This is a genomic window from Actinomadura sp. NPDC048021, assembly GCF_040653135.1.
GTDB classification, from domain to species: domain Bacteria; phylum Actinomycetota; class Actinomycetes; order Streptosporangiales; family Streptosporangiaceae; genus Spirillospora; species Spirillospora verrucosospora.
The window spans coordinates 192,330-210,501 of the sequence record NZ_JBEZJQ010000005.1; the positions used below are offsets into that span (position 1 = coordinate 192,330).

18 protein-coding genes are annotated in these 18,172 nt (G+C 74.0%); 9 read left to right on the forward strand and 9 right to left on the reverse strand.

Features of this window, described 5'->3' with window-relative positions; genetic code table 11:
* The first annotated feature begins 32 nt into the window (after positions 1-32).
* Entirely contained in the window at positions 33-1,640 is a 1,608-nt protein-coding gene (locus AB0C87_RS10850) for a protein kinase (protein WP_353833466.1), read from the forward strand.
* Positions 1,641-1,649: 9 nt separating this feature from the next.
* Here AB0C87_RS10850 and AB0C87_RS10855 read toward each other — a convergent pair whose 3' ends face one another.
* Together AB0C87_RS10855 and AB0C87_RS10860 are read right to left on the reverse strand one after the other, a co-directional pair.
* Positions 1,650-2,840 carry a lipid-transfer protein gene (locus AB0C87_RS10855; RefSeq protein ID WP_345181691.1) on the reverse strand — a complete coding sequence of 397 codons (1,191 nt, stop codon included), beginning with the start codon at positions 2,838-2,840 and terminating at the stop codon, positions 1,650-1,652.
* Positions 2,837-3,286: an OB-fold domain-containing protein gene (locus AB0C87_RS10860; protein ID WP_345181689.1), complete on the reverse strand. Its 450-nt coding sequence runs from the start codon at positions 3,284-3,286 to the stop codon at positions 2,837-2,839. Before AB0C87_RS10860 ends, AB0C87_RS10855 begins: the two co-directional genes overlap by 4 nt.
* Before the next feature lie 211 nt (positions 3,287-3,497).
* Between AB0C87_RS10860 and AB0C87_RS10865 the strand changes: the two genes are divergently transcribed.
* From AB0C87_RS10865 to AB0C87_RS10875, 3 genes are all read left to right on the forward strand, one after another.
* The gene (locus AB0C87_RS10865; RefSeq protein ID WP_345181686.1) at positions 3,498-4,265 is read left to right on the forward strand and encodes an SDR family oxidoreductase; all 768 of its coding nucleotides are present in this window, start codon (positions 3,498-3,500) and stop codon (positions 4,263-4,265) included.
* Positions 4,266-4,319: 54 nt separating this feature from the next.
* The gene (locus tag AB0C87_RS10870) at positions 4,320-5,279 is read left to right on the forward strand and encodes an LLM class F420-dependent oxidoreductase (RefSeq protein WP_345181685.1); all 960 of its coding nucleotides are present in this window, start codon (positions 4,320-4,322) and stop codon (positions 5,277-5,279) included.
* Between the two features lie 94 nt (positions 5,280-5,373).
* Entirely contained in the window at positions 5,374-5,673 is a 300-nt protein-coding gene (locus AB0C87_RS10875) for a Fe-S cluster assembly protein HesB (protein WP_089310191.1), read from the forward strand.
* 62 nt (positions 5,674-5,735) lie between these two features.
* Here the strand turns inward: AB0C87_RS10875 and AB0C87_RS10880 are convergent, their stop codons facing one another.
* The 3 genes from AB0C87_RS10880 to AB0C87_RS10890 form a co-directional block, all read right to left on the reverse strand.
* Positions 5,736-5,936: a hypothetical protein gene (locus AB0C87_RS10880; protein ID WP_345181682.1), complete on the reverse strand. Its 201-nt coding sequence runs from the start codon at positions 5,934-5,936 to the stop codon at positions 5,736-5,738.
* A 98-nt stretch (positions 5,937-6,034) separates the two neighbouring features.
* Positions 6,035-7,135 (reverse strand): hypothetical protein, encoded by a 1,101-nt coding sequence (locus AB0C87_RS10885; RefSeq protein WP_345181680.1) that lies wholly within the window; start codon positions 7,133-7,135, stop codon positions 6,035-6,037.
* The gene (locus AB0C87_RS10890) at positions 7,132-8,196 is read right to left on the reverse strand and encodes a phosphotransferase family protein (protein ID WP_345181678.1); all 1,065 of its coding nucleotides are present in this window, start codon (positions 8,194-8,196) and stop codon (positions 7,132-7,134) included. The genes AB0C87_RS10885 and AB0C87_RS10890 overlap by 4 nt, the downstream gene beginning before the upstream one ends.
* Positions 8,197-8,312: 116 nt before the next feature.
* On the opposite strand from AB0C87_RS10890, the gene AB0C87_RS10895 reads away from it, so the two are divergent.
* The 4 genes from AB0C87_RS10895 (at position 8,313) to AB0C87_RS10910 (ending at position 14,314) form a co-directional block, all read left to right on the forward strand.
* Positions 8,313-8,963, forward strand: coding sequence for an MBL fold metallo-hydrolase (locus tag AB0C87_RS10895; protein ID WP_345181676.1), 651 nt, complete (start codon positions 8,313-8,315; stop codon positions 8,961-8,963).
* Positions 8,960-9,721: an HAD family hydrolase gene (locus AB0C87_RS10900; RefSeq protein WP_345181674.1), complete on the forward strand. Its 762-nt coding sequence runs from the start codon at positions 8,960-8,962 to the stop codon at positions 9,719-9,721. The genes AB0C87_RS10895 and AB0C87_RS10900 overlap by 4 nt, the downstream gene beginning before the upstream one ends.
* Positions 9,722-9,866: 145 nt before the next feature.
* Positions 9,867-10,070 (forward strand): PspC domain-containing protein, encoded by a 204-nt coding sequence (locus AB0C87_RS10905; protein ID WP_173397798.1) that lies wholly within the window; start codon positions 9,867-9,869, stop codon positions 10,068-10,070.
* A gap of 83 nt (positions 10,071-10,153) precedes the next feature.
* The gene (locus AB0C87_RS10910; protein ID WP_360577217.1) at positions 10,154-14,314 is read left to right on the forward strand and encodes a hypothetical protein; all 4,161 of its coding nucleotides are present in this window, start codon (positions 10,154-10,156) and stop codon (positions 14,312-14,314) included.
* Between the two features lie 3 nt (positions 14,315-14,317).
* On the opposite strand, the gene AB0C87_RS10915 is transcribed toward AB0C87_RS10910, so the two are convergent.
* On the reverse strand, positions 14,318-14,818 hold the full coding sequence (locus AB0C87_RS10915) for a CGNR zinc finger domain-containing protein (protein WP_360577218.1): 501 nt from the start codon (positions 14,816-14,818) through the stop codon (positions 14,318-14,320).
* 77 nt (positions 14,819-14,895) lie between these two features.
* Between AB0C87_RS10915 and AB0C87_RS10920 the strand changes: the two genes are divergently transcribed.
* The gene (locus AB0C87_RS10920) at positions 14,896-15,984 is read left to right on the forward strand and encodes a winged helix DNA-binding domain-containing protein (RefSeq protein WP_360577219.1); all 1,089 of its coding nucleotides are present in this window, start codon (positions 14,896-14,898) and stop codon (positions 15,982-15,984) included.
* Positions 15,985-15,996: 12 nt separating this feature from the next.
* Here the strand turns inward: AB0C87_RS10920 and AB0C87_RS10925 are convergent, their stop codons facing one another.
* The 3 genes from AB0C87_RS10925 to AB0C87_RS10935 are packed head-to-tail and all read right to left on the reverse strand — an operon-like array spanning position 15,997 to position 18,169.
* Positions 15,997-17,487 carry an alpha/beta fold hydrolase gene (locus AB0C87_RS10925; RefSeq protein ID WP_360577220.1) on the reverse strand — a complete coding sequence of 497 codons (1,491 nt, stop codon included), beginning with the start codon at positions 17,485-17,487 and terminating at the stop codon, positions 15,997-15,999.
* A gap of 14 nt (positions 17,488-17,501) precedes the next feature.
* A complete protein-coding gene (locus tag AB0C87_RS10930) occupies positions 17,502-17,801 on the reverse strand; it encodes a helix-turn-helix transcriptional regulator (RefSeq protein ID WP_345181660.1) in 300 nt (99 codons plus the stop codon).
* The gene (locus tag AB0C87_RS10935) at positions 17,801-18,169 is read right to left on the reverse strand and encodes a type II toxin-antitoxin system RelE/ParE family toxin (RefSeq protein WP_360577221.1); all 369 of its coding nucleotides are present in this window, start codon (positions 18,167-18,169) and stop codon (positions 17,801-17,803) included. Before AB0C87_RS10935 ends, AB0C87_RS10930 begins: the two co-directional genes overlap by 1 nt.
* Positions 18,170-18,172: the final 3 nt, after the last annotated feature.

Consider the following 18,172-nt stretch of genomic DNA (forward strand, 5'->3'; position numbering starts at 1 on the left):
GCGGTGCGTGTTGACGAGGGGCCGGGGAAAGTATGGAAGCACTCCGTCTGGAAGATCCTTCTGCGATCGGCGGCTATCCGCTGCTGGGGCGCCTGGGCGCCGGCGGCATGGGGCAGGTCTATCTGGGGCTGACCGCCAGCGGGCGGCATATCGCCCTCAAGGTGATCCGGGAGGACTTCGAGGGGCCGACGGCGCTGGCCCGGTTCCGGCGCGAGGTCGCGACCGTCGAGCGGGTGCGCAGCAGGTTCGCCGCGGCGATGGTCGGCGCCGGCCTGGACGCGCCGCCGTACTGGCTGGCGACGGAGTACGTCCCCGGGCCGACGCTCCGCCAGGCGGTGGCCGCGCACGGGCCGCTGCCTCCCGAGACCTGCGTGCGGCTGCTCGCCGAACTGGCGCAGGGGCTGCTGGAGATCCACCGGCACGGCGTCCAGCACCGCGACCTCAAGCCGGGCAACGTGATCCTCGCCCCGGACGGGCCGCGGCTGATCGACTTCGGCATCGCGCGCGGCGAGGGCCAGACGCAGATCACCCAGACCGGCGCGTGGAACGGCACCCCCGGTTTCGTCGCGCCCGAGGTGGTCCGCGAGCAGCAGCCGCTTCCCGCGTCGGACGTGTTCTCGCTCGCCGGGACGGTCGCCTACGCCGCGACGGGACGGCCCCCGTTCGGCGGCGGGCGCATCGAGGCGATCATCCACCGGACGCTCAGCGGTGACATCGACCTGGAGGGCGTCGACCCGCGCGTCGCCGGGCTGGTCCGGCAGTGCGCCGCGAAGGAGCCGGAGGCCAGGATCCCGCTGGAGCGGCTGCTCCAGCAGCTGCCCGCGCTCGGCCCCCTCGCCGCCGACCCCGCCTACCGGCGGATCGTGGGTGTTCCGGCGCCGATGCCCGCCAGCGTCACCGACGCGGTCGCGTCGGGGCTCGTCCCGGCCGACCGCACGAGGACGGTCCCGGGCGTCTCGCGCGGACGGTCGCGCGCCGCCGTCATCGCGGCGGGCGCCGGGGTGGCCGCCGTGGTCCTGGTGGGCGCCCTGCTCGCGCGGTTCGTCCTCAACGGGGACGGCGGCGGCGACGAGAACCGGAACAAGCCCCGGGCCGGGCAGGGAACGCAGGGCGGCACCGCGACCGGTGATCCCGCGGGCTCGACCCCCGGCAGCAGGACTTCGGCCGCCGCCAACGGCGTCCCGCCCGACCGGATCCTGATCAAGCAGCCCGCCGACATCGCGGACCTCCGATGGACCCAGGCGGCCAAGACATGCCAGCCCGCCGCCCGTCCGGAGGACTTCGACCTCACCAACGACACCCAGACGTCGGTACCGCGCCAGCCGTACACCGAGAAGACCGTCGAGTTCGGCCTGCGCTTCAAGTACGCGGACCCGGCCAAGTACTACGTGGCCATCCAGGTCCGTCCGCCGGTGGAGCAGCAGGGCAACGGCGTCACCGGGGTGGTGCAGAGCAAGCCGCACATGTACCCCGGCCAGGCCGCGTGGCTGAACATGCGTTACCCGTCGGAGTTCAAATGGGAGGGCGCCGGAAACGGCACCTACCCGCTGATGAAGGGCGACTGGACGGTCATCTGGTTCCACGTCCGCCCGAACGGCGACGCCTACTACCTGACCTGCGACGGCTTCACCGTCGCCTAGCCGTTCCGGTCAGCGGACGGCGATGACGGCGGAGCCGTGGCCGAAGAGGCCCTGGTTCACGGCGATGCCGGCCCGCGCGTTCTCCACCTGGCGGCCCTCGGCCTGGCCGCGCAGCTGCCAGGTCAGCTCGCAGACCTGCGCGATCGCCTGAGCCGGGATCGCCTCGCCGAAGGAGGCGAGCCCGCCGCTCGGGTTGACCGGGACGCGGCCGCCGAGAGCCGTGGCGCCCGAGCGGAGCAGCTCCTCGGCGCCGCCCCTCTCGCACAGGCCGATGTCCTCGTACCAGTCGAGTTCGAGGGCGGTGGACAGGTCGTAGACCTCGGCGAGCGACAGGTCCTCGGGGCCGATGCCCGCCTCCTCGTAGGCGGCGTGCGCGATCGCGGACCGGAACGGCCGCTCGGGCTCCGGGACGGTCATCGCCGAGTCCGTCGCGAAGTCGGGCAGGTCCAGGACGGTCTTCGGGAACGTGGGCGTCGCCGTCGACAGCGCCGGGATGCGCACCGGGTCGGCGATGCCGTGCCCGCGCGCGAACTCCATGGACGTCAGGACGAGCGCCGCGCCGCCGTCGCTGGTGGCGCAGATGTCCAGCAGCCGCAGCGGATCGGCGACCACGGCGGACTCGCGTACGTCCTCAACGGTCACCTCCTTGCGGTACCGGGCGTTCGGGTTCGACAGCCCGTGCCGGGCGTTCTTCACCTTGACGGCGGCGAAATCGTCCAGGGTCGCGCCGTACATCGCCATCCGCCGGCGCGCGTACAGAGCGAAGTAGATGGGGTTGGTGGCGCCCAAGAGGCGGAAGCGGAGCCAGTCGGGGTCGTCGGGGCGGTCCCCGCCGACGGGCTTGAAGAAGCCCTTCGGCGCGGCGTCGGCGCCCACGACCAGCGCGACGTCGCAGAGACCCGCGAGGATCTGCGCGCGCGCGTTGTTGATGGCCTGCGCCCCGGACGCGCACGCGGCGTAGCAGCTGGACACGCGCGCGCCCGACCAGCCGAGCGCCTGCGCGAACGTCGCGCCCGCGATGAACCCCGGGTAGCCGTTGCGGATGGTGTCCGCGCCCGCCACGTACTGGACGTCCGTCCACGCGAGGCCGGCGTCGGCGAGCGCGGCCCGCGCCGCCGCGAGACCGTACTCGACGAAGTTGCGGCCCCACTTGCCCCACGGATGCATGCCCGCGCCCAGCACGGCGATGTCGCGCGTCATTTCACGGGCCTCCACATCCAGACGGTGTACTCGGCCTCGTCGTCCTCGTAGAGGACGCCCTCGGTCAGCTCGACCTCCATGCCGACCGCGAGGTCGTCGACGGTGTGGCCGGGGGCGACCTGCCCCAGGACGACGATGCGCTCGGCTTCGAGTTCGACGGCCGCGACGGTGTACGGGACGAAGGGGTCGGGGGAGACGTACGGAGGCGGCGGCTTGTACCGGGAGTCGGCGTACGACCAGACGCGCCCGCGCCGCGACAGCGCGTACGGCTCCAGCTCGGAGCCGTCCTTCGGGCCGGTGCAGGCCGGGTTGCGGCAGGCCAGCTCGTTGCGCGGGAAGTACGGCGTTCCGCAGGCGCCGCAGCGGGTGCCCAGCAGGCGGACGTCGCCGTCCGCGGCGGCGAACCAGCCCTCGATCGCCGGACGGCGTTCCTTGGTCGTGGTCACGCGGTCCTCCTCGTCTCCGACCGGGCGCAGCGTAACAACCGGGCGAGCGCCCCGAACGGGACGTGTCCGGTGAGCGGGACGGACCATGCGAACCCACCTAACTGACTCGTCAGTCACTTCGGTACAGTGAACCGAGTCGGATTCTGGTGATGCCGCCCGCAGGGTGCGAACAGGCAGGCCCTCAGGGTGCGGACAGGCAGGGAGCGTGCGGATGCGGACTGGTCTAGAGGGCAAGACGGCGCTGGTCACCGGGGCGTCCCGGGGAATCGGGAAGGCGATCGCCACCGCGCTCGCCGCCGAGGGGGCGAACGTCGTCCTGTCCTCCCGCAAGCAGGAGGCGCTGGACGAGGTCGCCAAGGAGATCCGCGCGGCGCACCCGGGCGCGGGCGTCCTCGCCAAGGCGGCCCACGTCGGCGACGCCGAGCAGGCCGCGGCCTGCGTGGACGCGGCCGTCGCCGAGTTCGGCGGCCTCGACGTCCTGGTCAACAACGCCGGCACGAACCCCTACTTCGGCCCGATGGCCGACATCGAGCCCGCCGCCGCGGCCAAGACCGTCCAGGTCAACCAGTTCGCGGTCGTGCAGTGGACGCAGCTGGCGCTGCGCGCCTCCCTCGCCGAGCGCGGCGGCGCGATCATCAACATCGCCTCGGTCGGCGGCATGCTCACCGAGCACGGCATCGGCTACTACAACGCCACCAAGGCCGCCGTGATCCACCTCAGCCGGCAGTTCGCGATGGAGCTGGCCCCGAAGGTCCGCGTGAACTGCATCGCGCCCGGCCTGGTCAAGACGCACCTCGCCCGCGCCCTGTGGGAGAACAACGAGGCCGAGATCAGCAAGTACATGCCGCTCGGCCGCATCGGCGAGCCCGAGGACATCGCCAACGCCGCGGTGTTCCTCGCGGGCGACGCCTCGTCCTGGATGACCGGGCAGACGCTCGTCGTGGACGGCGGCGCCACCATCCGGCCCTCGATCGCCTGACCGCCCGCCCACGAACACAGGAACGCCCGCGAACACAGGAACAGGGAGAAGCGCATGTCACGCTGGGGACTGACCATTCCGCTGACCGGCCTCCCGCTGGCCGAGCACCGCGAGATCGTGTCCGGGCTGTCCGGGCTCGGCTACACCGACGCCTGGTCGGCCGAGACCAACGGCGCCGACGCCTTCACCCCGCTGGCGCTCGCCTCGCAGTGGGACCCGGGGCTGCGCCTCGGGCCGGCGATCGTGCCGGTCTACACGCGCGGGCCCGCCCTGCTCGCCCAGCAGGCCGCCACCCTCGCCGACCTCGCGCCGGGACGCTTCGTGCTGGGCATCGGCACCTCGTCCGACACGATCGTGCGGCGCTGGAACGGCATCCCGTTCGACGAGCCCTACAAGCGCACCCGCGACACGCTGCGCTTCCTCCGCAGGGCGCTCGCGGGGGAGAAGGTGAAGGAGGAGTACGAGACCTTCGCCGTGAAGGGCTTCAAGCTGGAGAGCGCACCGGCGACGCCGCCGCCGATCGTCCTCGCGGCCCTGCGCCCCGGCATGCTGCGGCTCGCCGCCCGCGAGGCCGACGGCGCGATCACCAACTGGCTCGCGCCGAAGGACGTCCGGACGGTCCGCGGCGCCCTCGGTGACGGGCCGGAGCTGATCGCGCGGCTGTTCGTCTGCCCCACGGGCGATGCCGAGGAGGCGCGCGCGATCGGCCGCTGGATGATCGCCGCGTACATGACGGTCCCCGTCTACCGGGCGTTCCACGAGTGGCTGGGACGCGGCGAGGCGCTGGCCCCGATGAACGAGGCGTGGGCGGCCGGCGACCGGAAGAGGGCGCTGGAGGCCATCCCGGACGAGGTGGTGGACGACCTGATCGTGCACGGCTCCCCGGAGCGGTGCCGGGCCCGCGTCCGCGAGTACGTCGACAACGGTCTCACCACGCCGGTGCTGGCGGTCGTCCCGGGCGGGGGCCTGTCCCCGGCGGAGGCGGTGCGGGCGCTCGCCCCGAGTGCGGACTGAGATCGTTCGATCACGTCCCGATGTTTACGGCCGGGAGCAGCGGGGAGGGTGGGGCAAATCCCGACAGAGAACGAAGAGACGTGAGGAGCTGATCGTGCTCACGCTGACCAGCGGTGCCGTCCAGGTCATCCGTACGGTGACCGCCAACCCGGAGCTTCCGCCCGAGACCGGCATCCGCATCGAGTCCGGGCTCGACGGCTCGGACGCCCTGCGGCTCTCGGTGGCCCCGGCCCCCGAGGCCGGCGACCAGGTCGTGGAGGAAGAGGGCGCCAAGGTGTACCTGGAGCCCACGGTCGCCGAGATGCTGGACGACAAGACCCTCGACGCCCAGGTCGACCCGCAGGGCGACGTGGCCTTCACCATCGCCGAGGGGTCGGAGGGAACCCCCACCTGACGTTGGAGGCGAGACCGGGGCGCGCCCGCCGGGCCGCCCCGGTCTCGTGTTCTCCCCGCGTGTCAGCGCATCGCCGCGACGACGGCGACCACGGCGAACACGAACGCCGCCGCGGTGAGGAACGCGAACGCCGCGATCACCGCGCAGGCCAGGGCGCGCGGCTGGTCGCGCCAGGCGGGGGAGCGGTCGCGCGCCTGCCGGTCCGGTCTTCGCCGGAACGAACGTCCCGCGTCCAGGGGGTCGCGTGAGGGCGGGGTCGTCACGAGCGCCAGTGTCGCAGATGGATCACTCCACCCGCCGACCGCCCGGGCCGTGCGTCCGCGCGGACGGAGTCAGGGCCCGCCGGGACTCCGGGCACCGGTCAGCCCGGGAAGGAGGGGTGGGGGCCGAGGGCCCAGTACTCGAACAGGCCGTAGCCGGTGGCGGCGGCGGTGGGCTGCGCCCCGTCCAGGTACTCGTAGCGGCCGACCGCGTCGACCATGCCCCACATGCGGGCCGCGTCGTCCGGCTTGCGGGTGTCGTAGGCGACGCCCTGCACCTTCAGGTCGGGTCCCTGGTACATGCCGTGCTTCCAGTCGGGCTCCAGCCCGTAGCCGGTGCCGACCATGAGGTGGACGGGCAGGATCGGCGTCGCCCTCACCTCGAACGGCTCCCCGCCGGGCGGGGCGAAACGCAGTGTCGCCGTCACCACGTCGCGGGTGCCCTCCGCGTACTCCGGGCGGTATTCGGGACGTCCCAGATACTCGGGCTCGCGGTCGGGCCACACGCGGGTGGCCTCTTCCAGGATGCGGCGGCCCTTCTCGTCCTCCTGCACGATGCAGAAGATGGCGTGATCCTCGAACTGCATCGGCGCGTACAGCCAGTAGAACGTGCCCGCGTTCTTCACCTGGATGCCGGGCGGCTCCGGCTCGCCCACGGGCCGGATGCCCCAGGAGCGGTCGCGCGAGCCCCACCAGTGGTCGGGTGTGACCTCGATGGTCTCGCCGTCGACCGTGATGGTGCCCGTCCAGCGGCCTGTCTGCGCGAGACGGCGGGAGTCGAAGACGACGCGCTCCTGCCAGCGCAGGTAGTGCGGCGGCTCCAGGGTGGCCGGGACCGTGCCCTCCCAGGCGAGGTCGAACGAGAGGCCGTGCTCGGTCTCGTCCAGGACGACCCGGAGCCGCTTGAGCCCCTCGACCACCTCGACGCGGAACGGCCCGACCGTGGTGTCCATCCGGTCGTCGCCCAGCTCGCGGGACGCCCGGACGACCTTGTGCACCGATCCGCGCCGCACGACCGCGAACGCGTCCATGACGCCGAGGTTCGGGTACTGCCCGATCCCGATGATCATCATCAGCTCGTCGGAGCACGGGTGGACGTTGAAGTAGTACCGGTCGTAGAAGTTCCGGTCGGAGGTGGTGACGTGCCGCATCACCTCCGGCGCCTGGTGGATCGGGTAGTCGTCGAGCGGCGAGAGCGTCACCGGTCCCCTCCCAGGATGCGGGCGAGCAGCTGCGTGCAGTTGTTGTCGTGGGGGAAGTCGGCCGTCTCCTCGATCCAGCCGAAGTCGATCATCGCCTGGCCGATCCGCGCCATGATCACCGAGAACTTGAAGCCGGACAGGATCTCGTAGTACGCCATGTGCCGCATCGGGCGTCCGAGCAGCTCCTCGTAGCGGGCGACGGTCTCTTCGTAGGAGGGGAAGCCCTCCAGCCGGGCGGCGCCGACGCCCTCGGAGTGGTGCCGGTCCAGGAACATGAACCAGGCGAGATCCTCCTCCGGCGCGCCGAGCACGGCGCCCTCCCAGTCCAGCACCGCCGCGGGCGCGCCGTCCTGGAAGATCACGTTGCCGATGCGGGCGTCGCCCCACAGCGCGACGGGGTCGTCCGGCTCGTCGGGGCGGTTCGCCTTCAGCCACTCCAGCGCCCTGAGCGCCGTCTCCTGCGGCCCCCGGTAGGCCCAGCCCAGGTAGTGCTCGTAGTAGTTGAGCCGCTGGTCGAGGCCCGGCGCCCCCCAGGCGGGCTGGTCCAGGAAGCCGAGACCCAGTTCGCCGACGTCCAGCCGGTGCAGCCGCGCCATGATCTCCAGGGTGGACCACCACATCGCGGCCCGCTCACCGGGCGGCACTCCGGTCACCCAGCCGTCCATGTGGTACGGCGGCATGTCGGTCGGGACGCGGCCGTCGACGCGGCCCATCACGAAGAACGGGGCGCCGAGGACGTCGCGGGACGGCTCGTACCAGCGGATCGGCGGCACCGGGACGGCGGTGCGCTCGTCCAGGATCCGCATCAGCCGGTACTGCTCCTCGAACCGCGGCTCGGGGAAGATCTGGTACTTCTCCGGGGCGACCCGCGCGACGAGCGGCTCGCGTCTCGGCCCTCCGCCCCCGTCCCACTCGGCCTCGAAGAGCAGGGTCTCGTTGGAGAAGCCGCTGGTCTGCGGGGTCTCCACATGCGGGATGCGGACCCCGGGCAGATGGCCGTCCAGCCACCGCGTGAGGGCCCGCCGGGTGATCTCGGGGTCGCGCTGGTCGGGAACGGGCATCGCACCGCCTCCTTGCCGTGCCTGCTGGCCGGGGTCGCGCCCGAATTAGAACGTGTTCTATCAACGGTCCGGGGGGTGGTCAATGGGCGGGGACGCACCCGTGAAAAAATCGCCGGATGCGCCTCACCAAGCTCGGACACGCGTGCGTGCAGCTCACCGAGGACGACCGCACGATCGTCATCGACCCCGGCTCGTTCAGCGAGGCCGGGGACGCGCTGGCCGCCGCCGACGCCGTACTGATCACCCACGAGCACTTCGACCACTTCGACCCCGACGCGCTGCGCGCCGCGATGGCCGAGCGCCCCGAGCTGGAGGCGTGGACGTCCCGCGCCGTGGCCGAGAACCTCGCCGACCTCGGCGGACGCGTCCACCAGGTCGGCCACGGCGACGCCGTCACGATCGCCGGTTTCGACGTCCACGTCTACGGCGAGGACCACGAGCTCATGCACCCCGACCTGCCGCCCGTCCCGAACGTCGGGTTCCTGGTCGACGGCGAGGTCTTCCACCCGGGCGACGCGCTGACCGTCCCGTCCGAGCCCGTCCCGACGCTGTGCCTGCCCGGCAACGCGCCCTGGATGCGCGCCCTCGACCTGTACGAGTACACGCGCGAGGTCCGCCCGGGGCGCGCCTTCGCCATCCACGACGGGCTGCTGAACGACATCGGCCTCCAGGTGATGGAACGCGTCCTCACCAGTGCCGGCGACGAACTCGGCAAGGAGTTCGTGCGCCTCACCCCCGGCACCTCAGTGGACCTGGCCGCCAAGTGAACGCCTCCCCCCGCATCCCCCCGGCCGCCGAGCCGGCGGCCGCCGAGCGCGCCGGCTCCTCCGAGTACGCGGCGGGCCTCCCCGCGCCGCGCTCCATCCAGGCCGTGTTCTTCGACATCGGCGAGACCCTCGTCAACGAGGGCGAGATCTACGGGCGCTGGGCCGACTGGCTCGGCGTGCCCAGGCACACCTTCCTCACCAAGCTCGGCGCGCTGCTCGCGACCGGCGGCGACCACACGGACCTGTTCGAGTACTTCCGGCCGGGGTTCGACCTGGAAGAGGAGGAGCGGCGCCGCGCGGAGGCGGGCGTCCCGAACGGGTTCGGGCCGGACGACCTCTACCCCGACGCGCGGGCGTGCCTGTCGGGCCTGCGCGACCAGGGCCTGTACGTCGGGATCGCGGGCAACCAGCCGGTCCAGGCGGCCGAGCAGATGGCGGAGCTGGCCCTGGACGCGGACGTCGTCGGCATCTCGGACGTGTGGGGCGTCAGCAAGCCGTCCCACGAGTTCTTCGAGCGCTGCGCCCAGCTCGCCGACGTGCTGCCCGACCGCGTCCTGTACGTGGGGGACCGCATCGACAACGACGTCCGGCCCGCCCTGGCGTTCGGGATGCGGGCGGCGTTCCTGCGCCGCGGCCCGTGGGGCAACATCCAGAGGGACGACGAAGCGCTCGGCGAGTGCCTGTTCGTGCTCGACGACCTCGCCGCCCTGCCGAGCCTGGTCGCCGAGCACAACGCCGGCCGGCCCGCCGCCCCCTAGGGGACGTCCCGTACTCCTGAGGTAGCAGCGGGGAACAGGCCGCGAGAGCGATGTGAGGTCGCCTGCCCGGTTCGTAGCGTGAGAGACGTGGCCGCGAAGACCGCGGCCGCGTTCACCGCTCGACGAATCGGGGAGAGAAGAACCCATGAACGGCCTCTATCGTCCGCGCCGCGACCGCGTCATCGCCGGGGTCTGCGCCGGCCTCGCGCGCCGGTTCGGCATGACCCCGTGGACCGTCCGGATCCTGTTCCTGCTCTCGTGCCTGCTGCCCGGCCCGCAGTTCGTCGTCTACCTGGTCCTCTGGGTCATGATGCCGAACGAGGACCGCCACATGGCCGGCGCCCGCTGACTCAAGATCAACGATTGCGCTCGACCGGGGCCGCCCGGGGGTGTTAGATCGGGGCACCAGCATTCCCGTGGGGAGGAGCCGCGGTGCCTGACGAGGCTCCGGGTCCCGGCCGGACGGGCCGGGCCCTGGACGACGCCGCCGCGCGGGAGGCAGACCACGCGGCGCGACTGCTCGGGTACCTGCGCGATCTGGCGCGGGCCCGGCGGCGCCCCTCGCGCGACCTCGCCGACCACGACCACGTCCACTGGCTCGCCGGACTGCCCGGCGACGTCTACGTCGAGGCCGACGCCGGGCCCGGCGAGGTGCTGTTCAGCATCCCGGTCATCCCGCTGACGCCGCCGGTCGTGCTGGAGGAGTTCGACGGCTGGCTCGCCCTGCGCACCTGGTACCGCGTCCTGCGCGAGCTTGCCGGCGAGGAAGCGGTCCTCGCGACGGGCCTGCTGTCGTGGCGGCCCGCCGTCCACGACCACCTGCTGAGCACGCCCGTCCGGATCGTCCTGGACGAGCGGACCGAACGCGTCGACGTCGTCCTCACCGGGCACACGACCCTGCGCGACCGGGAACTGCTGTCCGGGCACCCCGGCTTCCGGCCCGCCGACTGGATCGCCGACGCCGTCCAGGCCGGGCAGGGCTTCGGGCTCAACGCCTCCGTCGGGGACGTCCTGCGCAAATGGTGCCAGGTCGCGCTGACGAGCCCCGCCGACTACCGCGAGGACTGGACGCCCGACGCCGACGCCGCCTCGCCCGTCCCCCGGCTGCGCCTCGCGCCCGCCCTCGTCGTCCGCCCGGCGGGCCGCGAGGCCGTCGCCGACCACCACGCCAGGCTCCTGAGCCTGCTGCCGCGCGGCGTCCCCGAGGGGGTCGCGCGGTTCGTCTCGCCCGAGCTGAAGCCCCAGGTCATGCACCTACCGGAGCGGGCGCCGGAGACCGTCCCCGACCTGCTGGCCGGGCTGCTGGCGCGGGGCCGCCGGGTACTCGTCGCCACGTCCGGCCCGGCCGCGTCCGCCGCCCTGCGCGGCGCGCTCCCGCCCGGCCTCGCCGCCCTCACCGCCACCGACGCGGCCATGGCCGCCCGCGTGGCCGAGGCGGTCCGCGCCGGGGGCGAACCCGACCTCGACGCCCTCGCCGAGCGCGAGGAGGCCGCCGCCCTGCGGGTCGCCGAGATCACCGAGCGCCTGCGCGGCGGCGGGCCGGCGGAGCCGCCGCCCGACCTGCGCGGCGAGGAGCCCGAGCTGTCCTGGATGCCGGTCCGGCCCGACCTGCCGCCGGGCCCGCCGATCTCCCGCTCCGAGGCCGCCGAACTGGTCGTCCTCCTCGCGGAGGAGACCGCCGAGCGCAAGGCCCGCACCGAGCAGCGGGACGTCGACCCGGGCGCGCTGCCGAGCGCCGCCTACGTCCGCACCCTGATCGAGGCGGAGGCCGCCGCCGCCGAGCGCGCCGAGCGGTCCAGGACCGAGCTGTCGCAGCTCCTGCGCGACAGCGACGTCACCCTCCTCGCCCGCCTCGACGGGGACGCCTCCGTCGTCGCCGCCGCGCTCCGCGACCTCGGCCTGGAAGGCCACCCGGGCGGCTGGAACCCCTCCGACCTCGCCGTCCGCGCCCTCGGCGACGCCCTCGCCGAGCGGCGCCCCCTCATCTGGGCCCGCGTCGTGGAGATGACGGCCCGCGCGCAGTGGGCCGAGCGCGCCCTCGGCGAGCTGAGCGGCCACCGCGTCGAGCTGCCCGCCGACGCCGACCTGCGCGGCCTCGCCGCCGCCGCCCAGGACCTGCGCGCCTACCTGGCCGACGGCGGCGTCCTCAAGCGCGGCCCGCTGCGGTCCGCCGCCCAGCGCCAGGCCGAGCCCCTCCTCGCCACGGTCAAGGTGGACGGCGCGGCGCCGACCACGCCGGAGCTGCTCGACATCGCCCACACCGACCTCATGGTGCGGATCACCTGCCGGGAGCTGCAGTACGTGTGGGAGGCCGCCGGCATCTCCTTCCCCGCCGACCTGCCGCCCGGCGAGCGCGTCGCCCGCTTCGTCCGCGCGCACGCCCGGCTCGCCCGCGTCCGCGACGCGATGACCGCCCTGGACTCGACGCGGCGGCTCCTCGAACGCTCCGGCTTCCGCGTCCCGCTCGTCCACCCGATCCAGTGGCACGACTACGCCGCGGCCCTGCGCAACGCCCTCGAAGGGCTCGGCGTCAGCCGCGCCACCGCCGACCTCGACGCCCTCCGCGACTCGATCGGCCCCGTTGACGCCGACGATCCCCCCGAGCTCCGCGCCGCGCTCGCGGCCGTCGACGCCCGCGACGCCGCCGCCTACGGCCGCGCCCTCGGCGCCCTCGCCGAGGCCCGGCACGAGCGCTCCCGGCAGATCCGCTGCGAGGAGCTGGTCGCCCGCGTCCGCGCCGTCCACCCCGACCTCGCCCACCTCATGATCGCCACCGACGGCGACGACGTCTGGCACGACCGCGCCCGCCGCTGGGACGACGCCTGGACGTGGGCCCGCCGCCGCGCGGCCTCCACCGGCCCCGCCGCCGCGGACCGCCTCCGCGACGCCCTCGCCGAGGCCGAGGGCGCCCTGCGCGAGGCCCGCGCCGACCTCACCGCCGCCCGCGCCGCGGCGTCCGCCCTCGCCCGCTCCGGACCCGACATCGTCCCCGCGTGGATCCTGCCGCTGTGGCGCGTCCCGGACGTCCTCCCGCCCGCTCCGGACGACTTCGACGTCGTCATCGTGGACGGCGAGCACGAGGCCGGCGCCGAGGCCCTCTTCGTCCTCTGGCACGCGCCCCGCACCATCCTCGTCGGCCCGTCCGGCCCCGACCTCCCCCCTCCCGAGGGCCCGCCGCCGAGCCCCCGCCTCCCGTCCCACCTGCACGAAGCCATAACCCCCACCACCACGCTCTTCACCGCCCTCACCACTCCCCGCACCCCGCCTCCTCCCGCTGCGCGCCCCCTGTCCGAGCGCCCGGACGTGACCCAACGGGACCTCCCGATCCAGCCCCCGCGCCCGGAACCGACGCGAGAGGACCTCCGGTCACGGCCGCCCGCCGCCGTCCCGCCCGAGGCTCCGCGGAAGGAAGCAGGAACGAGGCCGCGCGACCCGCGCCCGCTGGAACGACCGAGAGAACCGCGTCCCGGCCCCGGTCTGGGGGGCCGTGACCCGCGCGCGGGGGAGCGGCCGGACGTGACGCAGCGGGACGTGCGCGCTCGACCGCCTGCGCGTCCCGGCACCGGCGCGTCCGGGCAAGGCGCACCGCCCCGACGTCTGGACGCGCCCCGGCGAGAGCCGCAGGACCAGGGCCGGCCGGGCGGGCGCGGCGGCAGCCTTCCGCCCCGGCGCCTGGACGCCATGAGATGGGACGAGCCCGCCCAGGAGCCGGGCGCCCAGGCCACGGGCCCCAACCCGCGCGTCCCGGAGGCCGGGCACGCCCCACCTCCCGGCCGCTCGGACATCCCCGCGCTCTGGGGCAGACCCGGCCCGCTGCCGAACCCCTCAGAGAGCCCGAAGCCGCCCCAGCAGGCCCATCCCCCAGAACAAGCCCAACCCCGCCCGCAGAGGGAAACCACGGCGGAAACACAACCCCCACAACCGGGCGCACCTAGCCCACAAGAGACCGACCCCTCACAGAAGCAGCGCCCCCAGCACCCGCAACAGGAGCAGCCTCGCTCGCGGACGGAGCCCTCACAGCCGCAGCAGCCACGACAGCCGCGCCCCCGCTCGCAGGCGGAGATCCCGCCCCAATCAGAACCCGCGCAGCAGCAGCGCCCGCAACAGAGCCAGCCTCGCTCGCGGACGGAGTCCTCGCAGCCGCAGCCCCGCTTGCAGGCGGAGGTCCCTCCGCAGTCCGAACCTGCGCAGCAGCAGCGGCCGCAACCAGCGGCGCATCGTTCGCAGGCGGAGGTTTCCTCGCAGCCAGAATCCGCGCAGGAGCAGCGTCCGCAACCTGCGCAGCCTCGTTCGCGGGGGGAGGGTTCGGCGCGGGCGGAAGACGTGCGGCCTGCTGCGCAGGAGGCGGAAGGGGCGGTGCAGCGGCGGTCGGTCGGGGAGACGCGGGTTCGGCGGGGGCGGTCGATCGCGTCCTACAAGCGGCCCGAGCTGGTCGAGATCGTGGGGCACGTCGCCGAGCTCGAACCGGATCTGACCGACGACCAGATCGTCGAGCTGGTCACCCGGCTCCTCGGGTGCCCGGAGGACGAGGCGCTGCTCGTCGGGGCCCGCCTCCGGTACGCGGTGGAGGTGTACCGGGAGGGCGCCGGGTAGCGCTCACCGGCTCGCCCGGCGGCGGGCGCGGTGGGCGGCGACGGTCGTGCGGCTCGCGCAGGCGTTCGAGCAGAACCGGCGGCTGCGGTTGCGGGACTCGTCCACGTAGAAGCGGGCGCAGCCGTCCGCGCGGCAGCGGCCCACGGTGACGTCGGGGTCCCCGCACAGGACGTGGGCGAGGGCGGCGGCGCAGCTTCGGCCGAGCCACTGCACGCCGTCCTCGCCGTCGCGGGCGAAGTGCAGGTGCGGGCCGTCGCCGTCGTGCTCGGCGACGCGCATCGCGGGCGGGAAACGGTCCAGGAGGAGGTTGACCGGGAGGGGCGGTCCGCCGTCGGCGACGGCCGCGACCGCGTCGCGCAGGGCCGGGAGGAGGTCCCTCGGGTCGTCCGGTTCCACCACGTCGTGCTGCTGGAAGAACTCCCGCCGCAGCTCGCTGGGCTCGTCCCCGTTGACCAGCTCGACCGCGAGCCGGGTCAGGTTGCCGATGTAGGCAACGTAACGCACATCACCACCTACCTCCCCGGCTCGATGATACGGGCCCAATTACGGAATAGAGCATTCCGTTCTGGTAGACTGGCGGAATGACGCGGACACTGGATCGCCGGACGCTGAACCGGGCGGCGCTTGAGCGGCAGCTGCTCCTGGAGCGCTCCGGCATGCCCCTCCTGGAAGCGGTCGAACGGCTCGTCGCCATCCAGGCCCAGGAGACCAACATGCCGTACATCGGGCTCTGGACGCGGCTGGAGGGCTTCCGCCGAGACGACCTCACCGGCCTGCTCTACGACCGGTCCGCCGTGCGCAGCACGATCCTTCGGGGGACGCAGCACCTGGCGTCCGCCGCCGACTTCCTGTGGGTGCGCCCCCTCGTCCAGGAGAGCGTCCTGCGCGGACGCCAGGCGGCCTTCGGCAGCGCCACCCGGGACTGGGACCTGGACGGGCTCGCCGCCGAGGCGCGCAGGCTCCTGCGGGGGCGGACCCTCACCCGCCCGCAGCTCGCCCGCGCCCTCGCCGAGCGCTGGCCCGACCGCGACCTCCAGGCGCTCGGCTGGTCGGCGCAGGCGCTGGTCTCCGTCGTCCATCCGCCGCCCAGCGGGACGTGGAACACCGGCGGCGCGACGCCGTTCGCCCTGGCGGAGGAGTGGATCGGCCGCCCGCTCTCCCCGGAGTCGCCGGAGCGGCTGATCCGCCGCTACCTGGCCGCGTTCGGCCCGGCCTCCGTCAAGGACTTCCAGATGTGGTCCGGGCTGCGCCGCATGGACGCCGCCTTCGAGGAGCTCCGCCCGTCTCTGCGGACCTACCGGGACGAGAGCGGCGCGGAGCTCTTCGACCTTCCCGGCATGCCGCTCCCGGACGCCGACGCCCCCGCGCCCGTCCGCTTCCTCCCGGCCTTCGACAACCTGATCCTCGCCTACTCCGACCGGAGCCGCATGATGACGGACGAGCAGCGCAAAGCCGTGTGCGTGGGGGCCGTCACCAAGCCGACCGTCCTCGTCGACGGGCGGGTCCACGGCACCTGGACGCTCAAGCACGACCGGAAGGCGGCCCGCGCCGAGCTGACCGTGGACCTTCTCGCGCCCCTCCCCGACGAGGAGCCGGTCCGGGAGGAGGCGGCCCGCCTCCTGGCGTTCGCCGCCGCCGACGCCGACCACGTCCTGCGCTTCGCGCGGTGAGCTCACCGGACGTCAGGTGATCGGCATGGTGACCGCGAGGGGCCAGGCCAGCAGGACGCCGCCGACGAGCGCGGTCGCCCACGCCGGGGCTCGGATCGAGCGCAGCGCCGCCGCCTGGACGCCCTGCCAGGCCAGGAGTCCGGCGATCAGCGGCGACACCAGCAGCACGAACGGCGAGACGGCCCCGACGAGGGCGGCCGCGAGGAGGGCGGCCAGCGCGGCCGTCGCCGCCCAGGCGTGCACGCCGATGGCGGTCGGCCGATCATGTCCGGCGCACAGCGCCTCGACCCCCAGGCAGTACAGGGCGGTGCCCGCGGTGATCGGGACGAGCGCCCACACCCGCGGGCCCACCGGCACCGCGTGCGCCCACCCCAGCTGGGCCGGGACGGCGAACGACACCACGGTCAAGGCGACGAGGACGGCCGCCGCCGCCACCGTCCGCGCCCGGGGCCGGCCCCCGAGGAAGCCGGGGTCCCTCGCGCAGACGAGCGCCACCACGCCGGCGACGCCGAAGAACCCGGCGAGCGGACCGGCCACCGCGAGCGGCAACCGGAAGACCCCCATCACGGGCACCGCGACCCCGGCCGCGAACGCCGCCGCGAGCAGCGCGAACCGCACCGGGACGCGGCGGCGCGCCTCGCGGGCGTCCGAGGGCCGCCCGAGCAGCGCCGAGGCGATCGCCCCGAAGGTCAGCACGGCCGCGAGGTGCAGCAGCAGCGCCGACCCCGCGCGCTGGACGGCGCGCACGTCGGAGACCGGAGCCGAGTGCCGCCCGAACGCCGCGTCGAACCAGGCGCCGGTCTCGCGATGGGTGCGCGGGCTGAACAGCACGCCGACGTGCTCGACACCGCCGACGATGACGGCCCGTCGCGCCGTCCCGTCGCGCGGATCGCCGTAGGTCGCGCCGGGCCGCCCCTCCGGGTGGACGGCGTGCAGCGCTTGGACGGCGCCGTCCCGATACGCGGGGAACTCCAGGCCGCCGGCGACCAGCAGCACGTTCCGCGCGGACGCCGGCACCGCCATCGCCCCCTGCGAGATCGCGACCGTCGCCCCGACGGACGGATGCGCCGCGCCGTAGCGGATGACCGCGGCGGCTCCCAGCGAGTGCCCGACGAGTCCGATGTGCTCCCCGTCCACCCCCGGCACGGCCCGCAGGCGCGTGACGGCGACGTCCACGTCACGGTCGAGCCGGGCATCGGCGGCAGGGCCGTCCCCGTTCCCGGGGAGCCGCCGCGTGCTGGCCCCGTGCCCCGCGAGGTCGACGAGCGCCACCGCGTACCCGCGCCGGGCCAGCGTGTCGGCGAACCCGCGCATCAGGCGCCCGCTTGCTCCGAGCCCGTGCGCCACCACGACACCCGGCGCCCGCCCGGACGCCCCGGCCTGCCGCACGATCTCGACCGGCACCCCGTCCACCACCACGGCCCGCCGCCGGAGCCCGGCGTCCGCCGCCAGCACCCCCACACCCCCGACGACGGCACACACCACCCCCACCACCACCGCCACGATCCTGATGGAGGTCAGGCCGCCGCGTCCTCTCCCACAGTGATCGTGAAGGTGGTGTTCATGGCCCTGGCTATGCGGTCCAGCATCGCGAGGGTGGGAATTCCGCCACCCCCTTCGAGCCGCGAGAGCGCGGGCTGGGTGATGCCGGCGCGCTCGGCGACGACCGCCTGCGTGAGCCCGAGGCGGAGTCGGCGTTCGCGCACCATGTCACCGAGGCGGAGGTCGAGCCCCGCCTGCTCGTACTCGGGATGGGCCGCGGTCTCCTCCCGCAGTCGCTTCGCGCGGTAGGCCCGCCACCCGCTATGCCCGGCCATCACTCGCTCCTTTCATAGACGTGCCCTGTGGGTGCCAAGTGGGACGACTCGCAGATTCTTCGCATGAAGACCGCCCTTTCGACATCCTGCGGCTGGGAGCCATTGCGAACCTTCTGGAAAGCCGTCAGCAACACGATGAGGCGTCCGCGGACCGTCGGCAGCCAGTAGGTGATCCGCCACGTGGTGTCCTCCAAGTGAAGACGCAACTCACGAACGCCGGCTCGTAACGCTCGGGTGTGGTTGCCGTCGAGAAGGTCTCCACGGTCCACAAGGTAGTCGTCCACGTTCCGCATGACGCGCTGGTACTGGACGAAGGTCAGAGTGTCCAGCCACGCGACGACCTCGGGTTCCATCTCGATCTCGAACATACC